Raw genomic sequence first — 18347 nt, 5'->3', positions numbered from 1 at the left:
CCGGTATTTTTTTAGAGGTTACTGATGAAAATAATCATCGTCGTCATGATGGCATGCCTGCTGAGCGGCTGCGGCAGCATCATCAGCCGCACTATTCCAGGTCAGGGCCATGGCAACCAGTACTACCCGGGCGTAAAATGGGATGTCCGTGATTCCGCATGGCGCTACCTGACGGTGCTCGATCTGCCGTTCTCGCTGATTTTCGACACGCTGTTGCTGCCCATCGATGCCAGCCACGGCCCGTACGAGTAGCGTAAATTAACGCTCGTCCCATTCATCGGCTGCGGTTTGACCTTCTTCCGTATCCAGCGGTGGCTCGAGCTGAAATTCGCCCTCATCCCACTCGTGCAGCGTATTCTCCTCCAGCCATTCCTGGCGTAACTCGATTTCGTCATAGTCGCCATCAAACACGGCCTGCGCACCTGCACCGCTCAGGACCGGCAAACATTCTCCTTCTTCACCTTCGTCGGCAAAGAATTCGGCCTGCCACATAATATCCCCATCCTGCAGAACATATTTTTGGATATTAAGTTGTTGCACGTCAGCATCTTCTTCCTCAACGCCGGGATTATCGGCAAGGAACTCTTCACGAGCGGCATCAATAGCTTCTTCCAGCGTGGCGTACATGGTCATTGGTGTCTCCCTGTTTTCCAGAAGGTTTCAGGGAAAGAATAGCTGAATATCAGATTCTGCAAGTATGAATGCGAAAATAAGCCGTCAGGCGTTCTTCTTATTCCGTCACTGGCCGTAACGCGCGGGATAAACTGAACCACGAGTAAATCGCGTTGAACAGCACCACGCCTGCCGTCACGATAAAGACGGTGCGAAAACCGAAGCTGGCGGAAATACCCGCCCCGAGAAGCGGCCCGGTGACGTTACCGATATCGCGAAACGACTGGTTATAGCTAAAGATACGCCCGGCAATCTGATTCGTGGAGTTGTAGACCAGCAGGGTCTGTACGGCGGGCAGCAACGCTCCGTCGGCGGCGCCCAGCAAAAAGCGAAGCACGCCCAGCTGCCATGGAGAGTGCACCATCGACATGGGGATAAGCAGCAGGACGGAAATGATCAGTGCGCAGATCAGGATCTTTTCCGGGCCGACCCGGTCACCCAATTTCCCCAGTCTCGGTGCGCTAACCAGCGCCGCCACGCCGGGCACAGAGGCAATCAGTCCGCTGATAAACGCAATATTGCTGACGTTACCCGCCAGGTCGCGAACGTATAGGGTGAGAATAGGAGCGATCGATCCGGTTGCCACCTGAATGATCAATGTCGTTACGAACAGGCTCAGCACCAGTCTGGGATTTTTAAGCGAGGTCAGCACGTCTCTGGCGTGAAGCATCTCTTTTTTGGCGACGGGCGTAAATTTTTCACGGATGCAGACCAGGGTGACGATGAAGCACAGGAACAACACGCTGGCGGTGATGAAAAAGACCGGGCGCAGGCCGTAGTTATCCGCCAGTAATCCCCCCGCCAGCGGCCCAAGCAGGGCGCCGCTCACGCCACCGGTTGAGAGCGTGCCAAGCGCCCAGCCGCTCTTATGGCGAGGAATTTGCGTGGCGATCAGGGCGTTCGCGTTGGGAATAAATCCGCCCAATAAGCCCAGCAATGCGCGCAAAATCAGGAACTGCCAGACGTTCTGCGCCACGCCCATCAGCGCCATGATAATCGCCATCCCCAGCGCTGAACGCAGGAGCATGATTTTACGTCCCTTGCGGTCGGCAAGGCCGCCCCAGAAGGGCGAGGCAATGGCGGAAAAGAGAAACGTGATGCTGAATACCAGGCCAGACCACATGTTGAGTGCGCTATGGCCCGTCACGCCCAGCTGTTCGACGTAGAGCGGCAGGAAAGGCATGACCAGGCTAAACGCCGCACCGGTAAGAAAACAGCCAAGCCACGCAACCGTGAGGTTACGCTTCCAGTTTATGGGGGCATCTGAGGGTGTCATAACAATCCGCATAGTGAGGTGCAGAGCACCTGAGGCATGAAGTAATAAGCCTGCTAATTATGCGCCTGGGTTATGATTGCCGCAATGAGGGGGAGCTTTTAAAGCTAAAATAGCATGCGGCCCTGAGGGCCGCATGAGGATCAATAGCGGGAAGGCGTGCCTTCTGGCCGCGTTTTAAAGCGTCGATGCAGCCACATGTACTGCTCGGGTGCCAGCATGATGCACTTCTCCACAACGCCGTTCATCCAGCGCGCGGTGGTTTCCGCATCTTCCAGCGGCGGCGCGAGTTCCGGCTCAAGCATCATCAGCTCGTAGCCTGAGCCATCCGGCATACGGCGGGGAACAAAGGGAACGATGGCGGCTTTGGACATCCGCGCCAGCATCCAGGTGCCGGTCGTGGTGGCGGCCTCATCAACGGCGAAGAAGGGGACAAAGACGCTGGCCTGGGGGCCATAGTCGTGATCGGGGGCATACCAGACCACTTCACCGGACTTCAGCGCGCGGATCATACCCTTCAGATCCTTACGGTCGATCATGCTTTTGTTGGAGCGCATGCGGCCGTTGGTCTGGATGAGATCGATAACCGGGTTGTCGTTAGGACGGTAAACCCCGATGCCGGGCGCCTGCATGCCAAACATACGCGCCCCGATTTCGAGCGTCAGGAAATGGACGCCGATCAGCAACACGCCGGTCTGATTGGCCTGAAGCGTATGCACCGGCTCCATGCCGGTGCCTGTAACCTTGCTCCAGCGGGCCATACGTTTGTCCGACCAGAACCACGCCATGCCGGTCTCCATGAGACCCATGCCGACGGATTCGAAATTCTTCGAGACCATATCATGGCGCTCTGCCTCGCTCATCTGCGGAAAGCACAGCTCAAGGTTACGATACGCGATGCGGGCGCGGCGCTTCATAAGCGTTTGCGCGAGTCGGCCTAATGATGTACCTAACCGGAAGATAACAGGGTAGGGAAGCTGTACCAGTAGCCATAAAAAGCCAATGCCAAGCCAGGTCATCCAATAGCGGGGATGCAAAAGGGCGACGGTAAATTTTGGTAACTGGGTCATGTCTTTCCTGTGTTCAAACGTCCTGTTTCGCTATTGTCGCATTTTTTGAGACGTAGCCAAAATATCTGCCGTCGAAACCTGCACGACGACGGCGATTGTTAAGCCTGATTCATCAGGGTGTGTGAAATGTAGCGTAAATTGTGTGGATGTAAATTGGTTTTGTTTGCTATATGATGCCGACCGATTTTTCATTCTCTCTGACGATTGCAGGACTTGTACACCATGCCAGTGTTACACAACCGCGTTTCGAATGAGATGTTAAAGGCGCGCATGTTGGCTGAAACCGAACCGCGCACGACCATCTCCTTCTACAAATACTTCACTATCGACGATCCGCAGGCGACCCGCGATGCGCTTTATCAGGCCTTCACGGCGCTGAACGTATTCGGCCGCGTCTACCTTGCCCGCGAAGGCATTAACGCGCAGATTAGCGTGCCGGAAAGCAAAGTGGATGCGTTCCGCGACGCGCTTTATAGCTTCGATCCGGCCCTCAACGGCTTACGCCTGAACATTGCCCTTGATGACGATGGAAAATCGTTCTGGGTGCTGCGCATGAAGGTGCGTGAACGCATCGTGGCGGACGGTATTGACGATCCTGAGTTTAACCCGGCGGACGTCGGCGAATATCTGAAGGCCGCGGAAGTGAATGCGATGCTGGACGATCCGGATGCCGTGTTCATTGATATGCGTAACCACTACGAGTACGAAGTGGGGCATTTCGAAAACGCGATGGAGATTCCGGCCGATACCTTCCGCGAGCAACTGCCTAAAGCGGTGGAGATGATGCAGGAGCATAAGGATAAAAAAATCGTTATGTACTGCACCGGCGGTATCCGCTGCGAGAAGGCCAGCGCGTGGATGAAGCACAATGGGTTCAACAAGGTCTGGCACATTGAAGGCGGTATTATTGAGTACGCCCGCCGCGCCCGTGAGCAGGGCTTACCGGTACGCTTTATCGGTAAAAACTTCGTCTTTGACGAGCGCATGGGCGAGCGCATTTCAGAAGATGTGATTGCCCAGTGCCACCAGTGCGGCGCGCCGTGCGATACCCACACCAACTGCAAAAACGACGGGTGTCATCTGCTGTTTATTCAGTGCCCGGCCTGTGCCGAGAAGTTTAACGGCTGCTGTAGCGAGCTGTGCAGCGAAGAGAGCGTCCTGCCGGAAGAAGAGCAGCGTCGTCGTCGCGCGGGACGTGAAAACGGTAATAAGATTTTTAATAAATCACGCGGCCGTCTGAATACCAAACTGGGTATTCCTGACCCGGAATGATAATAACGCCCGGCACGGCGAAAGCCTGCCGGGCGAATCTATTACGACTTCTGCTGCACACCTTCAACGGAAATAACCAGCTCAACGTCCTGCGACGCCGGGCCTAAATCCGTTGTGATATTAAAATCTTTCAGATGAATTTTACCCGCCGCTTCAAAACCTGCGCGTTTTCCGCCCCACGGATCGTCGCCCTGACCGATCAACTTCGCATCCAGAGTAACGGGTTTGGATACGCCATTCAGCGTCAGATTCCCGGTAATAGCCAATTTATCACCGTCTTTCTTAACTTCCGTGGAGGTGAAGGTGGCCTGTGGGAATTTTGTGACGTTGAGGAACTCTGCGCTGCGCAGGTGTTTATCGCGCTCAGCATGGTTCGTGTCGACGCTGTTCGTATTAATGGTCACATTGACTTTATCTGCCGCAGGATTTTTCTCGTCAAAAGTAAATGTGCCGTCGAAATCTTTAAAGGTGCCGTACAGCCAGCTGTATCCCAGGTGCTGAATGCGGAAATTGACGAAAGCGTGCTGGCCCTCTTTATCAATTTTATAGTCAGCCGCTACGGCAGAACCGGTGGTGAATAACAGAGAACCGAGGGCAATACCCAGCAGGTGTTTTTTCATTTTATGCTCCAGAGTCAACTGACGAGCGGCCAAGCATGCGCTTAAGCGTATCGTCTTTATCAATAAAATGGTGTTTAAGGGCGGCGAGCCCGTGCAGTACGGACAGGATCACCACGCTCCAGGCAAGCCAGAGGTGAACGACGCCTGCCGTATCGGCCTGAGCCCCGGCATCGCTGAGCGTTGCCGGAACCTCGAACAGGCCAAAAACGCTAATCGGTTTGCCGTCTGCCGTTGAAATGAGATAGCCGCTGATCAGAATGGCGAAGAGCAGCGCGTAGAGCGCAATATGCGCGGCAACGGCGCTGACGCGGGTTATTTTTCCGTATGTCTTTAGTGGCGCGGGCGGTGGGGAAATATGTCGCCAGATGGCGCGAAACACCAGCCCCAGCATCAGCAGAACCCCGATGCTTTTATGCAGCTCGGGTGCCTGATGATACCAGCCATCGTAATAGCTGAGCGTGACCATCCAGAGTCCAAGTCCGAACATACCGTAGACGGCAATGGCAAATATCCAGTGCAAACTTATGGATATTATTCCGTAGCGCCGGGAGGAGTTACGCAATTGCATCAGAATGTCCATTTTCAAATTAACCGAAAGGTAAAAATGAACGGGAAGACGCGATATTGCAACTGAAATAATTGCCTATTGATTTTTATTTTATTTATTTCAGCGATTTTGAAAAGAAACGGCAAGGTTAATTCAATGGCTTCGTGCAAGACGTATTTAGCAGAAGAAAAAACCTTAAATAAACATAAAGTAACGTCAGTTAACGTCAATTGTCACTTTCAATAAAACACAATGTAAATAACATCAACGATAGCGAGCAGCGCCCACAATAAGATATAGAGCATAAAGTGTTCGCGAATGTTATTGATGAGGAAATCCACTATCCTGCGCATAACGCCCTACAATTGAGTACGAAGAAAACGGGCCCCGATACCGCCGGAGCCCGTGGCCGATTATCCGTTAAAACGCGAGAGTGAGAACGGCGTCAGATCAAACTGCGGCGTGATACCCTGGGCAAACTGCGCGGCGATTTCACCCAAAACCGAAGCGAACTTAAAGCCGTGGCCACTCAGCCCGGTAATCAGCAGGGTGTTGTCATGTCCCGGCAGCGTATCAATGATAAAGTCTTCATCCGGCGTGTTGTCATAGGTGCAGGCCGCGCCATAAAGCAGGCCACCGACGCCCGGGAGAATATTGCGCAGGAACGAGAAGGCTTCTGAGCCGTCCTGCGGGCAGGCGCCAAACGGCTTGCGCTCCTCAGGTGATGAGATGACCTGCCCGCCGTTGTGTTTTCCAATCTTGAGAGCGTCCTTCTCGGAAGGGAAACCGTAGAACTGATCGCCGTTGGGTAACTCGCCGGTAAACGCCGGGAATTTATTTTGCGCGCTGTAACGCCCGTCCGACTGGAACCAGGAGAAGACCTTGCGTACCGGCTGGATCGGCAGGTCCGGGAGCAGGCGGGTAACCCAGGTTCCTGCGCTAATAAGCAGGCGGGAAGCCGAATATTCACCGTCTACGGTTTTCACCGTAACGCCGTTTGCATCATGCGTGATGGCCTCTACGGGGCAATTGAACAGCTGCGCACAGCCCGCTTTGGCGGCAAGATCGACCCAGGTTTTGATCGCCGTTTCACAGTGCAGCACACCGGAGTTGGCTTCAAAGAGACCGATATAATCCTCCGGGACGGTAATTTCAGGCCAGCGCGAGGTAATGGCCGCCGCGTCCAGCTTCTCAACGTCAAGATTAAAGGCTTTCGCGCTGCGTTCGACGTTGGCGAGAAATTCTGAACGGGCCGGACCGAGGTTGATGATCCCCGTGCGTTCGAAAATGCGCTCTTCAGTCTGTTTCGCCAGCTCGTCCCACAGCGTCTGGGCGCGAAGCACCAGCGGAACGTAGCGCTCCCCCTCGCCATAGGCATGGCGAATGAGACGGGTGTCGCCATGATGGCTACCTTCGCTATGCGGCGGCAGGTGCGCGTCAATCATCAGGACGTTTAGCCCTGCCTGCGTTGCGTAATAACCGGCGGCCGATCCAACGGAGCCGCTACCAATAATGATTAAGTCGTATCTCATATGCATCTCGTAAACGTACGGTTTGTTAGCAGAGTAATTAACAACGCGGGCGTAAACAAGCGGGAAATAAATAAGGCACCACGAGGGTGCCTGTTGAGTGAAAAGTGGGCATAAGGTTAGTGCCGTTTATACTCATTTTCCTGATAGTCGCCAGATTCTATTTTTGCAATGCCTGCCTCTAAAATAGAAATAAACTGACGGGCGACGTCTGTTGTTAGCCACAGCGTCTGTCCAACTTCCGCTTCGTCACGGTTGAGTTGATTTGGGGTCTGGTAGTGCAAACGCAGCATCAGTGCATCGTAGCTATCTACGGTACTGATATCCCAGCCTACAAGCGGATGGGTCTGGATCACTTCGTTATTCTTTTCCATTATAACCCCCTTAATGCGTGTTAGAAGACAACGGCTCTGAGGTTCAATGCATGTTTTTCTGAAAGCTTCTTCAGTATACCAAGTAATAAGGGTTCCAACGGGAAAAATAAACAGGTAGCAACACATTTTTCTGCTTTTTAGGATTGTTCGAACAATAAAACACCATCTCGTTCACGATTTTTTAAGAACACGCTGAATTAATTTGAACTTTCGAAATTACAGGCAAAAAAAAGCCGGGGCGACCCGGCAAAAAACACAATGAGGGAGCAGTGTTAATCGGTAATGAACCAGTCGTCTGCGCTTTCCCACGTTTCCTGCAGGATTTCGCTGATGCGATCTTTATCTTCTTTTGCGGCACCCATGACGGAGAGGTTGTTCGCTGCGGCGTAACGCACCGTTACGGCGCCCGCGTTGTCGGGAAAGGTGTTGTTAATACGACGGGATAATTCGCCTGCCAGAGCGTCAAGCGCGCCAGCAGGCAGAACGGTAGTTTTGGCTATGGTGACTTCAATACGCATAAATGCCCCCTGTGTAATATACTGTTTATTTATACAGGCATATTATCGGTTTGACAACAAGGGGCGTTGATTTTTTAGCGTTTTACCGTCCAGCTTACGGTTTCACCTGCCAGGAAGGGGATCAGCGTGTCATCCGTCAGCGCGATAGACTCCTCAACCTGGCTCGCTTTGCGCTCCAGCTCAATGAAGGTGTCATTGACCGGCAGGCCGTAGAAGCGCGGGCCGTTGAGGGAGCAGAACGCTTCGAAATGTTCCAGCGCGTTCATCTCTTCAAATACGGTTGCGTAGCTGGCAAGCGCCGTTGGGGCGTTGAAACAGCCCGCGCAGCCGCAGCTTGCCTCTTTGCGATGGCGGGCGTGAGGCGCGGAGTCTGTGCCCAGGAACGCACGCGTGAATCCGCTGGCGACCAGCTCGCGCAGCGCCTGCTGGTGAACGTTGCGCTTGAGGATCGGCAGGCAGTACAGGTGAGGGCGCACTCCACCCACCAGCATATGGTTACGGTTAAACATCAGATGCTGTGGGGTGATGGTCGCAGCGATCAGTTCGTTACCGTCGCGAACATACTCTGCCGCGTCTTTGGTGGTGATATGCTCAAAGACCACCTTAAGCGCCGGCAGGCGCTGGCGCAGGGGCTCCATCACGGTTTCGATAAAACGGGCTTCACGGTCGAAGATGTCAATCTCCGCATGCGTTACTTCACCGTGTACCAGCAGCGGCATGCCCAGTTTCTGCATGCGCTCCAGCACCGGCATGATGGCATCAATACTGGTGACGCCGTGGCTGGAGTTGGTGGTGGCGTTCGCCGGGTAGAGTTTCGCCGCCGTAAATACGCCTTCGTTAAACCCGCGTTCCACTTCGTTCGGATCCAGTGAATCGGTCAGGTAGCAGGTCATCAACGGGGTGAAATCATGTCCCGCCGGAACGGCATCCAGAATGCGCTGACGGTAGGCAATGGCGGCATCGACGGTGGTGACTGGCGGAACCAGGTTTGGCATGACAATCGCGCGGCCATAAATTTCACTGGTATAGGGCACGACGGTTTTCAGCATATCGCCATCGCGCAGATGGATATGCCAGTCGTCTGGGCGGCGGATTTTAAGAACCTGGGGTTGTGCAGTCATGGAAGCTCCGGCTTGTCAGGAATCAGTCATAAGGATGGCTGTTTTTGCCGGACACAAATCATAAGCGGAAACGTTTTCGTTTGCACACTTTTCCGTAAAAAAAAGGGCGCAGCAGCGCCCTTCAGGTTAATCGGTGAAAGGAATAACGATCTCTCCCGGTTTCACCTCTATCCCTTTTGCGTATTTCTTCGCGAGGGCTTCACCCTTGCTGTTGTCTTCGCTTAAGACGTACGCCGGCTGCTGGTTAAAGTAGTTTCGCAGCGACTGGTTCAGATAGGGCATCAGGGTTTGCAGTACCGGCGCCATTTTGTCCGGCGAAACCTGCGCATCGACCACTTCCATCTCCTGCAGGAATATCGCCCCTTTCTCTTTGTTGAAAACGGGGAGCGCCTTCAGCTTGAGCTTGATGTTGGCTTTCTGATTGCCAAAAAGGGACGTCATATCAAGCGCGGCATCGCCTGCGAGAGTGACTTTATTCGGCTCTTCGCGACCAATCTGGCTGGTGAGATTGGTGAGCACGATGTGGGCATCGGCCAGCCCCGGCACGCCAATGTCTTTAGAGAAATTGTTATGTTTTTCCAGCGCCTGATTAATTTCCTGCTCACTGACGGTATATTGCGTAAGCTGGTTACAGCCGACCAGCAGACCGCTGACAACGAATGCCGCGGCTAAGACAATTTTCTTCATAGTGCTCCTCAACGAAAAATCGGCGCTTCTGTCCTGTTACGCCAGTATGTCAGCGTGAATGGGCAGAAACCAGCAGAAAAAACTGAGAAGTGGGGCGGGAGAGGCTCCCGCCCGAGGGAAAGGCTACGCGCCAGGCTCGAGCATGCCGCTCGCGCTGCGTTTCTGGCTGAACTGCCACCACAGGGCGAGAAGCGTCATGATGCCTACCACGCCGAGCATCATCCAGGGGAGTTCCGGCTGGTTCAGCGCTTTGCCGGCATCGAACAGCCAGCCGCCGCCGGCGTAACCCAGCGCACCGCCAAAGGCCAGACCCAGGCGGCTGAAGCCCATATAGCTGCCGCGCGCACGCGCATCCGCAAGCGAGGCGCTAAGCGTTTCGCGGGCGGGCTCGGCGATGATGGAGCCGATATAGAAGGTGCAGATCAGCGTAAAAAGCTGCTGAAGCGTGTTTACCAGACCGATCGGCATCATGCTCAGCGTCATCAGAAACAGCCCTGCCATCAGACGATGCTCCAGGCGAAAACGCCGTTCACTCCAGCGGGCAATCGGATAAAGCAGCGTTAATGAAAGGCAGGCTTCGATGGCGTACATCCATTTTACGGCAGCAGGCGTGCCCGCAATATCGTTCACCATGATTGGCAGCATCAGCATCACCTGTACGGCGAGCATGTAATAGCCGGTCAGGGTCAACACGTAGGTGACAAAACGCCTGTCGCGCAGGACGCGTCCTAGCCCCTCGCGCACCGGGGCTTTTACCGTCGACAGCTTCCAGGCCGGAAGGTAGAGGCCGTTAAACAGGGCGCACAGAATAAACAGCACCGCCCCGGCCGCGCAAACCAGACGGAAATCGTACTGCAGCAGCCAACTGCCCAGCAGGGCGCCAACAACCGCCCCGGCGCTGTCCTGCATCATCAGAATGGAGAAGAAGCGTCCGCGGTGCTGAGGACGAATCAGCTTGACCACCAGCGCGGTGCGCGGCGGGTCAAACAGGGTGCCACCGATACCGGAGAGAAAGCAGGAGAACCAGAGCAGCCACGGCTCGTGGGCAACCGCCATCGTGGCAAAGCCTGCCGCGCGGAGCAGCATACCGGTCACGATCATCGGTTTAGCGCCAAAGCGGTCGGCAATAGCCCCGCCAAAGACGCCCAGCCCCTGCTGGACAAACTGGCGTAACCCCAGGGCAATCCCAACCATTAATGCCGCCCAGCCCATTTGATCGACAAAGCGGATCGAGATGAGCGGGAACACGACAAAAAAGCCGAGCACGACCAGCATGTTATCGACGAGCAGGAAATATTTACCCAGGCTCCTGGCCTGTGATACGCGGGACATTTTCCCTCCAGGGAAAATAAGAAGGTGAGCACGCTAACATTCTGCGGTGTCGCCGCGTTTTTTCCCACCCCGGGCGCGACAATATTTTTTTATCAAAACGGTGCTTTGATAGAGAGTTCTCATCGAAAAATGTGAAAAGAGGTCAAAATGGTATGTCACTGTTTTCACAGACGGCACGGGCGCAGGTATAGTAAAGCTAATGGGTAAGCTGAAGTGACGGGAAGGAGTGGTATTGATGTTTGGCTATCGCAGTAATGTGCCAAAAGTGCGTCTGACAACGGACAGGCTGGTCGTTCGTCTTGTGCATGAGCGTGATGCCTGGCGTCTGGCGGATTATTACGCCGAGAATCGCCAGTTTTTAAAACCCTGGGAACCCGTTCGGGATGAGAGCCATTGTTACCCCTCCGGCTGGCAGGCACGCCTCAGCATGATCGCTGAATTTCATAAGCAGGGCAGCGCGTTTTATTTCGCGCTGCTGGATCCAGAAGAGAAAGAGATTATCGGGATCGCCAATTTTTCAAACGTGGTGCGGGGATCGTTTCACGCCTGCTACCTTGGCTATTCCATCGGCCAGAAATGGCAGGGGCAGGGACTGATGTACGAGGCGTTAACGGTAGCCATCCGCTATATGCAACGCACGCAGCATATCCATCGCATTATGGCGAACTACATGCCGCATAATCAGCGCAGCGGGAATTTGCTGGCGCGTTTAGGGTTTGAGAAAGAGGGTTATGCCAAAGACTATCTGCTGATAGACGGAGAGTGGCGCGACCACGTTCTGACGGCATTAACCACCCGTGACTGGACCGCAGGTCGTTAAGGAGAAAAGATGAAGTATCAGCTAAACGGTACGGAAGCGCGCGTGATTGGGTGCTTACTCGAAAAACAGGTCACCACGCCGGAGCAGTATCCGCTCTCTGTTAACGCCGTGACCATGGCCTGCAACCAGAAGACCAACCGCGAGCCGGTGATGAATCTCAGCGAGCATGAGGTTCAGGACGTGCTGGATGCGCTGGTGAAGCGCCACTATCTGCGCACCGTCAGCGGCTTCGGCAACCGCGTGACCAAATACGAGCAGCGCTTCTGTAACTCCGAATTTGGCGATCTGAAACTGAGCAGCGCGGAAGTGGCGGTTATTACCACGCTGCTGCTGCGCGGGGCGCAAACGCCGGGGGAACTGCGAACGCGCGCTTCCCGAATGCATGAGTTCAGCGACATGCAGGAAGTCGAGCAGACCCTGGAAGGGCTGGCCGCGCGTGAGGATGGCCCTTTCGTGGTGCGCCTGGCGCGCGAGCCGGGTAAACGTGAGAGCCGCTACATGCATCTCTTCAGCGGCGACGTTGACCTCGCAAGCGTGGCGACGGAATCGAGCCCTGCAACCCGTGACGACCTTGCCGCGCGGGTAGAGGCGCTGGAAGACGAGGTGGCCGGGCTGAAACAGCGTCTGGATGCACTGCTGGCACATTTGGGAGACTAACGGTGAAAAAATTACGCATTGGCGTGGTGGGGCTGGGCGGTATTGCGCAGAAAGCCTGGCTGCCCGTATTGGGCGCTGCGTCTGACTGGACGCTACAAGGGGCATGGTCACCGACCCGAGAAAAGGCAGAACGTATCTGTGAAACCTGGCGTATCCCGTATGTGGCATCGCTCCAGGATCTGGCCCGCGAGTGCGATGCGGTCTTTGTGCATACCTCAACGGCAACCCACTATCAGGTGGTGAGCGAGTTGCTCAATGCGGGTGTTCACGTCTGCGTGGATAAACCGCTGGCGGAAAATGTTCAGGACGCCGAACGGCTGATTGAGCTGGCGGCACGTAAAAAACTGACGCTGATGGTCGGTTTCAACCGCCGCTTCGCGCCGCTTTACCAGCAGCTGAAGGCGCAGTCCGGCAATATCGCCTCGCTGCGCATGGATAAGCACCGCACCGACAGCGTGGGTCCAAACGATCTACGCTTTACCCTTCTCGATGACTACCTCCACGTGGTGGACACCGCGCTGTGGCTGACTAACGGCGAAGCGCTGCTGAAAAGCGGCACTCTTGTCACCAACGAACAGGGGCAGATGGTCTATGCGGAACACCATTTTGCCGTTGAGCATCTTCAGGTCACCACCAGCATGCACCGCCGCGCGGGCAGCCAGCGGGAATCCGTGCAGGCGGTAACCGACGGCGCGCTGTACGACGTTACCGACATGCGTGAATGGCGGGAAGAGAAGGGCAGCGGCGTGGTGATGCAGCCGGTCCCCGGCTGGCAAAGCACTCTGGAGCAACGAGGTTTCGCAGGATGTGCCCGCCACTTTATCACCTGCGTGCAAAATCAGACGGTTCCTGAAACGTCCGGCGAGCAGGCCATTCTGGCTCAGCGCATTGTGGAACGGCTCTGGCGCGAGGCCATGAGTGAATAACTCGCTGTAACATCTGCGGATAGTAATTCGTTGAAATCGGGTTAGACTAAGCGCCGCTTGTTGGCTTTGCCGGGTGGCGCTTGTGCTTTCCCGGTCTATAAATCCGTATGGTTCTGGAAATTCACGTTAATGAACTTATTAAAATCGCTGGCGGCCGTCAGCTCGATGACCATGTTCTCTCGCGTTCTCGGTTTTGCGCGCGATGCCATTGTGGCAAGGGTCTTTGGTGCAGGGATGGCAACGGACGCCTTTTTCGTGGCGTTCAAACTGCCGAACCTGCTGCGTCGCATTTTTGCTGAAGGGGCGTTCTCCCAGGCGTTTGTACCCATTCTGGCGGAATATAAAAGCAAGCAGGGTGAAGACGCGACGCGCGTGTTTGTCTCTTATGTCTCCGGGTTGCTGACGCTGGCGCTGGCCGTGGTGACGGTAGTCGGTATGCTGGCCGCGCCCTGGGTCATTATGGTGACCGCGCCCGGCTTTGCCGACACGGCGGATAAATTTGCCCTGACCTCGCAGCTTCTGCGCATTACCTTCCCCTATATTCTGCTGATCTCGCTGGCCTCGCTGGTGGGGGCTATCCTGAATACCTGGAACCGTTTCTCCGTTCCGGCGTTTGCGCCGACGTTTCTCAACGTCAGCATGATCGGTTTTGCGCTGTTCGCCGCGCCGCACTTCAACCCGCCGGTGCTGGCCCTGGCCTGGGCGGTCACCGTGGGCGGCGTGCTGCAGCTGGCGTATCAGCTGCCGCATCTGAAGAAAATCGGCATGCTGGTGCTGCCGCGTATCAACCTGAAAGATGCCGGGGCGATGCGCGTTATCAAGCAGATGGGGCCCGCCATTCTTGGCGTCTCCGTCAGCCAGATCTCGCTTATCATCAACACCATCTTTGCCTCTTTCCTGGTGTCGGGTTCTGTCTCGTGGATGTACTACGCTGACCGCCTGATGGAGTTCCCGTCCGGCGTGCTGGGCGTGGCGCTGGGGACCATCCTGCTGCCATCGCTGTCGAAAAGCTTTGCCAGCGGCAACCATGACGAATACTGCCGCCTGATGGACTGGGGCCTGCGTCTCTGCTTCCTGCTGGCCCTGCCAAGCGCGGTAGCGCTGGGGATCCTCGCCAAGCCGCTGACGGTATCGCTGTTCCAGTACGGGAAATTCACCGCGTTTGACGCCGCGATGACCCAGCGCGCGCTGGTCGCTTACTCGGTGGGACTGATGGGGCTGATCGTGGTGAAAGTGCTGGCGCCGGGCTTTTACTCGCGTCAGGACATCAAAACGCCGGTGAAAATTGCCATTGTAACGCTGATTATGACGCAGCTGATGAACCTGGCATTTATCGGCCCGCTGAAGCATGCCGGCCTGTCGCTGTCTATTGGTCTGGCGGCCTGTCTGAATGCCGGGCTGCTTTACTGGCAGCTGCGCAAGCAGGATATCTTTACGCCGCAGCCGGGGTGGGCAAGTTTCCTCGTGCGTTTGGTCGTGGCGGTGCTGGTGATGTCTGCGGCACTCATCGGGATGATGTACGTCATGCCGGAATGGTCTCTGGGCACGATGCCTTATCGTCTGATGCGGCTGATGGCCGTGGTGGGCGTTGGGGTGGTAGCGTATTTTGCCGCGCTCGCCGTGCTGGGCTTCAAAGTGAAAGAGTTTACCCGCCGGACGGCATAAACGCTAAAAGGGGAGTTCACCTCAGGGTGCTCCCCACTGCAAGATTTGTCGCTTACGCGTCAAATCGAAATCTTTTTTACACCCGCAATACGTGCCGTCGCCGTCTGACCATCCGCGCCGTACAGTCCAGTTTCTTTATGCGGCTTCAGCACCTCAAGCGCCTGCTGATTACGCTCTATCTGGCCTTCAAGCAGCCAGCCGTTATGCTGGTTGAGATCGCGCAGATGCTGGGTTTTTTCGGTAATGGTCTGCCAGCGCTCAGCAATATCGTCATTGGCGCTGCGCTTCGAGTCCTGCTCGGCGCGGCGCTGCTGCTCCAGATAATCCAGCGTGGCCAGCAGCGAACTCTTATCTTCAGTAATACGCTGCAGCGCGCTGCCGTTAATGTGACCGGAAGAGAGATGCTGTTGTTCAGCATCCATTACCGTTTTCAGGTCGTTCAGGACAACCGTCATTTGATCCAGTATTTCTGACAGTCGACTCATACGGTTAGTTACTCTGTAAGAAACTCTGTGCTTCCTGAATCAGGGCATCAGCGATTTTGCTGGTGTCCATTTTCAGCTCACCGTTGCGAATAGCCGTTTTCAGCGCTTCAACACGTTCCATATTGATATCGTTGCTGCCTGGCTGCATCAGTTTTGCCTGGGCATCGCTCAGGGTCACGCTGGTGCTGTTAGACGTTGACGGTTTTTCCAGACGCGTTTTCTGAGGGGTAGCGTCGTTCGTTTCGCGAGGCTGTACAGCGCTTACCGGCTTCAGGGCTGATGTACGATCAATGCTCATAGTGTTGTCCTCATCGAGGGTTCGCGGCGTTTGCGCCTGACATCATCATTAGTGGAATATTTATCGGCACGCGCCGCGAAATCTTTAAAAAGATTATAGGTTAATCAGAATATTCCCATCAGAATCGACGGTTCCGCTCACCACCTGGCCTGAGGACATTCTGACGCGGGCGTTTTGCGCTACCGCGGCATTGTTCAACGCTTTCCCTTCACTGTTGATGCTAAAGCCGTCTCCGTTGGCAACGACCATCACCTGCTGTCCCGCTTTGACACGCCACGCCTGGCGCAGCATGGAGAGCTGAATCGGCTGGCCCGGCGCGACATCGCGCAGGCTGACGGCGTTCTGTGCCTGGTTAATGTCCAGCATTGTCCGCGGCGGGAGCTGATCCAGACGCCCGCGCTTTAACGTCACGCTGTTTGCCTGCAGCGCGCTGCCACGCACAATGGGTACGGCGGCGACAACATAATTGCCCGTCGCCTGAACTGCAACCTGTAAATAGCGTTTTTCGTTGGCGCAGCGTGCCAGGACGTTCACATTGCCCCACAGCTTCGTGGTCCCCGTCACGCTGAATGACGGTTGCTCGCAGGTCGGATACAGATTCGGCGGCGTGCGGATGGTCACGTTAACGTCATCGCTAAAGCCCGCCAGCTTCTGGGCAAAAAAATTCGTCAGCGCATCCTGTAAATCCCCGGCATTCACCAGAGGGCTAAACAGCAAGAAGGTTGCCATCAGGCCACGTTTTAACGTTTGCATCGCAAGTTCCACCGTTTCCAGAGTTGGATGAATTCTACCTGCAGTGGTTTTGCATCAACGGAATAAATAGCGACGCATTTTGTGCTTATTCCGTCGATAGGGGAGACCGGGTGAGATTTAAGCTGTGAACTGAAATTTTGCCATCAGCGGAGGAGACATGCTCGATAAACTCGACGCCGCGTTACGTTTTCAGCAGGAAGCGCTCAATTTACGCGCCCAGCGGCAGGAGATTTTAGCCGCCAACATCGCTAACGCCGATACGCCCGGGTATCAGGCGCGCGATATTGATTTTTCCAGTGAGCTCAAAAAGGTGATGGAGCGTGGACGTGCCGAAGGAACCGGTGTTGCACTCGCCATGACATCCTCTCGCCATATTCCCGCTCAGGCGATGACCGCGCCAGTGACCGATTTACTTTATCGCATCCCTGACCAGCCTTCACTCGACGGTAACACCGTGGATATGGACCGGGAGCGTACGCAGTTTGCCGATAACAGCCTGAAATACCAGACGGGCCTGACCGTACTCGGCGGACAAATCAAAGGCATGATGAACGTCCTGCAGGGGGGCAACTGATAAATGGCCTTGCTGAATATTTTTGATATCGCCGGCTCGGCGTTAACAGCCCAGTCCAAACGTCTGAACGTGGCCGCCAGTAACCTGGCGAACGCCGACAGCGTGACCGGACCTGACGGACAGCCTTATCGTGCCAAACAGGTTGTGTTTCAGGTCGACGCTGCGCCAGGCGCTGCAACGGGCGGCGTGAAGGTGTCTGACGTGGTTGAGAGCCAGGCGCCGGACAAGCTGGTGTATGAGCCAGGTAACCCGCTCGCGGACGCTAACGGATACGTGAAGATGCCAAACGTGGATGTGGTAGGCGAGATGGTGAACTCCATGTCGGCGTCCCGTAGCTACCAGGCGAACGTCGAAGTGCTTAATACCGTGAAGAGCATGATGCTCAAAACACTCACTCTCGGCCAGTAAAGGAGACATGCATGTCCATCGCCGTAAATGTGAATGATCCGACGAACACGGGTGTTAACAACACCAAAAGTTCGACAAGCTCCAGCTCCCTGACGGGAAGCAATGCCTCCGATTTGCAGAGCAGTTTTCTGACGCTGCTGGTGGCGCAGCTTAAGAACCAGGATCCGACTAACCCAATGCAGAACAACGAACTGACCACGCAGCTTGCGCAGATCAGTACCGTGAGCGGCATTGAGAAACTGAACACCACCCTCGGTTCCGTCTCCGGTCAGATTAACAGCGCTCAGTCCCTGCAGGCGGCAAGCCTGATTGGTCACGGCGTAATGATCCCGGGGACCACGATCCTGGCGGGCACCAGCACCACCGACGGTACATCGACCACCACCACTACGCCGTTCGGCGTTGAATTGCAGCAGGCGGCTGACAAAGTGACGGCGACGATCACCGACTCAACCGGCGCCGTAGTTCGCACCATCGACATCGGCGAGCTGAAAGCGGGCGTTCACACCTTTACCTGGGACGGCAGCCTGACCGACGGCACGAAAGCACCAAATGGCTCCTACAAAGTCGCGATTAGCGCCAGCAACGGGACGACCCAGCTGGTGGCGCAGCCGCTGCAGTTCGCGCTGGTTCAGGGCGTGATTAAAGGGGGCGACGGCAACAAACTGGATTTGGGTACCTCTGGTACCACCACACTCGACGAAGTTCGGCAGATTATCTAAGCCTTAACACTTATCAGGAGTAAG

At 55.4% G+C, this 18347-nt stretch carries 24 protein-coding genes; 9 read left to right on the top strand and 15 right to left on the bottom strand.

Features of this window, described 5'->3' with window-relative positions; all coding sequences use genetic code 11:
- Window positions 1-24 precede the first annotated feature (24 nt).
- Window positions 25-252 (top strand): YceK/YidQ family lipoprotein, encoded by a 228-nt coding sequence (locus IM299_RS18505; RefSeq protein ID WP_013097162.1) that lies wholly within the window; start codon window positions 25-27, stop codon window positions 250-252.
- 6 nt (window positions 253-258) lie between these two features.
- Here IM299_RS18505 and IM299_RS18500 read toward each other — a convergent pair whose 3' ends face one another.
- The 3 genes from IM299_RS18500 to IM299_RS18490 form a co-directional block, all read right to left on the bottom strand.
- Window positions 259-633, bottom strand: a complete 375-nt coding sequence (locus IM299_RS18500; protein WP_028012687.1) for a MysB family protein — start codon at window positions 631-633, stop codon at window positions 259-261.
- A 97-nt stretch (window positions 634-730) separates the two neighbouring features.
- On the bottom strand, window positions 731-1948 hold the full coding sequence (gene mdtG / locus IM299_RS18495) for a multidrug efflux MFS transporter MdtG (protein ID WP_193357921.1): 1218 nt from the start codon (window positions 1946-1948) through the stop codon (window positions 731-733).
- A gap of 140 nt (window positions 1949-2088) precedes the next feature.
- Complete coding sequence (locus IM299_RS18490) at window positions 2089-3015, bottom strand: Kdo(2)-lipid IV(A) acyltransferase (protein ID WP_028012689.1); 927 nt, start codon at window positions 3013-3015, stop codon at window positions 2089-2091.
- 222 nt (window positions 3016-3237) lie between these two features.
- On the opposite strand from IM299_RS18490, the gene IM299_RS18485 reads away from it, so the two are divergent.
- Window positions 3238-4287 (top strand): rhodanese-related sulfurtransferase, encoded by a 1050-nt coding sequence (locus IM299_RS18485; RefSeq protein ID WP_048956746.1) that lies wholly within the window; start codon window positions 3238-3240, stop codon window positions 4285-4287.
- A gap of 41 nt (window positions 4288-4328) precedes the next feature.
- Here the strand turns inward: IM299_RS18485 and IM299_RS18480 are convergent, their stop codons facing one another.
- The 9 genes from IM299_RS18480 to mdtH form a co-directional block, all read right to left on the bottom strand.
- Window positions 4329-4907 carry a YceI family protein gene (locus tag IM299_RS18480; RefSeq protein WP_048956748.1) on the bottom strand — a complete coding sequence of 193 codons (579 nt, stop codon included), beginning with the start codon at window positions 4905-4907 and terminating at the stop codon, window positions 4329-4331.
- A gap of 1 nt (window position 4908) precedes the next feature.
- Window positions 4909-5475 (bottom strand): cytochrome b, encoded by a 567-nt coding sequence (locus tag IM299_RS18475; protein WP_028012692.1) that lies wholly within the window; start codon window positions 5473-5475, stop codon window positions 4909-4911.
- 218 nt (window positions 5476-5693) lie between these two features.
- Window positions 5694-5807: a YceO family protein gene (locus IM299_RS18470; RefSeq protein ID WP_032644857.1), complete on the bottom strand. Its 114-nt coding sequence runs from the start codon at window positions 5805-5807 to the stop codon at window positions 5694-5696.
- Between the two features lie 60 nt (window positions 5808-5867).
- On the bottom strand, window positions 5868-6986 hold the full coding sequence (gene solA, locus IM299_RS18465; protein WP_047368279.1) for an N-methyl-L-tryptophan oxidase: 1119 nt from the start codon (window positions 6984-6986) through the stop codon (window positions 5868-5870).
- A 116-nt stretch (window positions 6987-7102) separates the two neighbouring features.
- Entirely contained in the window at window positions 7103-7357 is a 255-nt protein-coding gene (bssS, locus tag IM299_RS18460) for a biofilm formation regulator BssS (RefSeq protein WP_023299782.1), read from the bottom strand.
- 272 nt (window positions 7358-7629) lie between these two features.
- Window positions 7630-7875 carry a DNA damage-inducible protein I gene (dinI, locus tag IM299_RS18455; RefSeq protein ID WP_028012694.1) on the bottom strand — a complete coding sequence of 82 codons (246 nt, stop codon included), beginning with the start codon at window positions 7873-7875 and terminating at the stop codon, window positions 7630-7632.
- Between the two features lie 74 nt (window positions 7876-7949).
- Window positions 7950-8996 (bottom strand): dihydroorotase, encoded by a 1047-nt coding sequence (pyrC, locus tag IM299_RS18450; RefSeq protein ID WP_028012695.1) that lies wholly within the window; start codon window positions 8994-8996, stop codon window positions 7950-7952.
- Between the two features lie 126 nt (window positions 8997-9122).
- Window positions 9123-9683, bottom strand: a complete 561-nt coding sequence (locus tag IM299_RS18445; protein ID WP_028012696.1) for a lipoprotein — start codon at window positions 9681-9683, stop codon at window positions 9123-9125.
- 123 nt (window positions 9684-9806) lie between these two features.
- Window positions 9807-11015 carry a multidrug efflux MFS transporter MdtH gene (gene mdtH / locus IM299_RS18440; protein ID WP_059354732.1) on the bottom strand — a complete coding sequence of 403 codons (1209 nt, stop codon included), beginning with the start codon at window positions 11013-11015 and terminating at the stop codon, window positions 9807-9809.
- Window positions 11016-11250: 235 nt separating this feature from the next.
- Between mdtH and rimJ the strand changes: the two genes are divergently transcribed.
- The 4 genes from rimJ (at window position 11251) to murJ (ending at window position 15083) form a co-directional block, all read left to right on the top strand.
- Window positions 11251-11835, top strand: a complete 585-nt coding sequence (gene rimJ / locus IM299_RS18435) for a ribosomal protein S5-alanine N-acetyltransferase (protein ID WP_013097146.1) — start codon at window positions 11251-11253, stop codon at window positions 11833-11835.
- A 9-nt stretch (window positions 11836-11844) separates the two neighbouring features.
- Complete coding sequence (locus IM299_RS18430) at window positions 11845-12492, top strand: YceH family protein (RefSeq protein ID WP_193357920.1); 648 nt, start codon at window positions 11845-11847, stop codon at window positions 12490-12492.
- Between the two features lie 2 nt (window positions 12493-12494).
- Window positions 12495-13418 (top strand): Gfo/Idh/MocA family protein, encoded by a 924-nt coding sequence (locus IM299_RS18425; RefSeq protein WP_048956753.1) that lies wholly within the window; start codon window positions 12495-12497, stop codon window positions 13416-13418.
- Window positions 13419-13547: 129 nt separating this feature from the next.
- The gene (gene murJ / locus IM299_RS18420; RefSeq protein WP_048956754.1) at window positions 13548-15083 is read left to right on the top strand and encodes a murein biosynthesis integral membrane protein MurJ; all 1536 of its coding nucleotides are present in this window, start codon (window positions 13548-13550) and stop codon (window positions 15081-15083) included.
- A 59-nt stretch (window positions 15084-15142) separates the two neighbouring features.
- Here murJ and flgN read toward each other — a convergent pair whose 3' ends face one another.
- From flgN to flgA, 3 genes are all read right to left on the bottom strand, one after another.
- Window positions 15143-15568 carry a flagella biosynthesis chaperone FlgN gene (gene flgN, locus IM299_RS18415; protein ID WP_028012701.1) on the bottom strand — a complete coding sequence of 142 codons (426 nt, stop codon included), beginning with the start codon at window positions 15566-15568 and terminating at the stop codon, window positions 15143-15145.
- Between the two features lie 4 nt (window positions 15569-15572).
- On the bottom strand, window positions 15573-15866 hold the full coding sequence (gene flgM, locus IM299_RS18410; RefSeq protein WP_014883360.1) for a flagellar biosynthesis anti-sigma factor FlgM: 294 nt from the start codon (window positions 15864-15866) through the stop codon (window positions 15573-15575).
- Window positions 15867-15959: 93 nt separating this feature from the next.
- Window positions 15960-16619, bottom strand: coding sequence for a flagellar basal body P-ring formation chaperone FlgA (flgA, locus tag IM299_RS18405; RefSeq protein ID WP_041910526.1), 660 nt, complete (start codon window positions 16617-16619; stop codon window positions 15960-15962).
- Window positions 16620-16776: 157 nt separating this feature from the next.
- Between flgA and flgB the strand changes: the two genes are divergently transcribed.
- From flgB to flgD, 3 genes are read left to right on the top strand one after another with little or no spacing between them, the layout of a single operon-like run.
- A complete protein-coding gene (gene flgB, locus IM299_RS18400) occupies window positions 16777-17193 on the top strand; it encodes a flagellar basal body rod protein FlgB (RefSeq protein WP_041910525.1) in 417 nt (138 codons plus the stop codon).
- Between the two features lie 3 nt (window positions 17194-17196).
- The gene (gene flgC, locus IM299_RS18395) at window positions 17197-17601 is read left to right on the top strand and encodes a flagellar basal body rod protein FlgC (RefSeq protein ID WP_013097138.1); all 405 of its coding nucleotides are present in this window, start codon (window positions 17197-17199) and stop codon (window positions 17599-17601) included.
- An 11-nt stretch (window positions 17602-17612) separates the two neighbouring features.
- On the top strand, window positions 17613-18323 hold the full coding sequence (flgD, locus tag IM299_RS18390; protein ID WP_041910524.1) for a flagellar hook assembly protein FlgD: 711 nt from the start codon (window positions 17613-17615) through the stop codon (window positions 18321-18323).
- Window positions 18324-18347: the final 24 nt, after the last annotated feature.

The organism is Enterobacter cloacae complex sp. P47BA, assembly GCF_014930485.1.
Classification (GTDB): domain Bacteria; phylum Pseudomonadota; class Gammaproteobacteria; order Enterobacterales; family Enterobacteriaceae; genus Enterobacter; species Enterobacter bugandensis.
Note: the sequence above shows the minus strand (reverse complement) of the source record. Positions and strands in the feature narration are given on the sequence as shown.

Coding starts and splice junctions, on each gene's coding strand:
- IM299_RS18505 (WP_013097162.1), top strand. CDS start 25: ATGAAAATAATCATCGTCGTCATGATGGCATGCCTGCTGAGCGGCTGC.
- IM299_RS18500 (WP_028012687.1), bottom strand. CDS start 633: ATGACCATGTACGCCACGCTGGAAGAAGCTATTGATGCCGCTCGTGAA.
- mdtG (WP_193357921.1), bottom strand. CDS start 1,948: ATGACACCCTCAGATGCCCCCATAAACTGGAAGCGTAACCTCACGGTT.
- IM299_RS18490 (WP_028012689.1), bottom strand. CDS start 3,015: ATGACCCAGTTACCAAAATTTACCGTCGCCCTTTTGCATCCCCGCTAT.
- IM299_RS18485 (WP_048956746.1), top strand. CDS start 3,238: ATGCCAGTGTTACACAACCGCGTTTCGAATGAGATGTTAAAGGCGCGC.
- IM299_RS18480 (WP_048956748.1), bottom strand. CDS start 4,907: ATGAAAAAACACCTGCTGGGTATTGCCCTCGGTTCTCTGTTATTCACC.
- IM299_RS18475 (WP_028012692.1), bottom strand. CDS start 5,475: ATGCAATTGCGTAACTCCTCCCGGCGCTACGGAATAATATCCATAAGT.
- IM299_RS18470 (WP_032644857.1), bottom strand. CDS start 5,807: ATGCGCAGGATAGTGGATTTCCTCATCAATAACATTCGCGAACACTTT.
- solA (WP_047368279.1), bottom strand. CDS start 6,986: ATGAGATACGACTTAATCATTATTGGTAGCGGCTCCGTTGGATCGGCC.
- bssS (WP_023299782.1), bottom strand. CDS start 7,357: ATGGAAAAGAATAACGAAGTGATCCAGACCCATCCGCTTGTAGGCTGG.
- dinI (WP_028012694.1), bottom strand. CDS start 7,875: ATGCGTATTGAAGTCACCATAGCCAAAACTACCGTTCTGCCTGCTGGC.
- pyrC (WP_028012695.1), bottom strand. CDS start 8,996: ATGACTGCACAACCCCAGGTTCTTAAAATCCGCCGCCCAGACGACTGG.
- IM299_RS18445 (WP_028012696.1), bottom strand. CDS start 9,683: ATGAAGAAAATTGTCTTAGCCGCGGCATTCGTTGTCAGCGGTCTGCTG.
- mdtH (WP_059354732.1), bottom strand. CDS start 11,015: ATGTCCCGCGTATCACAGGCCAGGAGCCTGGGTAAATATTTCCTGCTC.
- rimJ (WP_013097146.1), top strand. CDS start 11,251: ATGTTTGGCTATCGCAGTAATGTGCCAAAAGTGCGTCTGACAACGGAC.
- IM299_RS18430 (WP_193357920.1), top strand. CDS start 11,845: ATGAAGTATCAGCTAAACGGTACGGAAGCGCGCGTGATTGGGTGCTTA.
- murJ (WP_048956754.1), top strand. CDS start 13,548: ATGAACTTATTAAAATCGCTGGCGGCCGTCAGCTCGATGACCATGTTC.
- flgN (WP_028012701.1), bottom strand. CDS start 15,568: ATGAGTCGACTGTCAGAAATACTGGATCAAATGACGGTTGTCCTGAAC.
- flgM (WP_014883360.1), bottom strand. CDS start 15,866: ATGAGCATTGATCGTACATCAGCCCTGAAGCCGGTAAGCGCTGTACAG.
- flgA (WP_041910526.1), bottom strand. CDS start 16,619: ATGCAAACGTTAAAACGTGGCCTGATGGCAACCTTCTTGCTGTTTAGC.
- flgB (WP_041910525.1), top strand. CDS start 16,777: ATGCTCGATAAACTCGACGCCGCGTTACGTTTTCAGCAGGAAGCGCTC.
- flgC (WP_013097138.1), top strand. CDS start 17,197: ATGGCCTTGCTGAATATTTTTGATATCGCCGGCTCGGCGTTAACAGCC.
- flgD (WP_041910524.1), top strand. CDS start 17,613: ATGTCCATCGCCGTAAATGTGAATGATCCGACGAACACGGGTGTTAAC.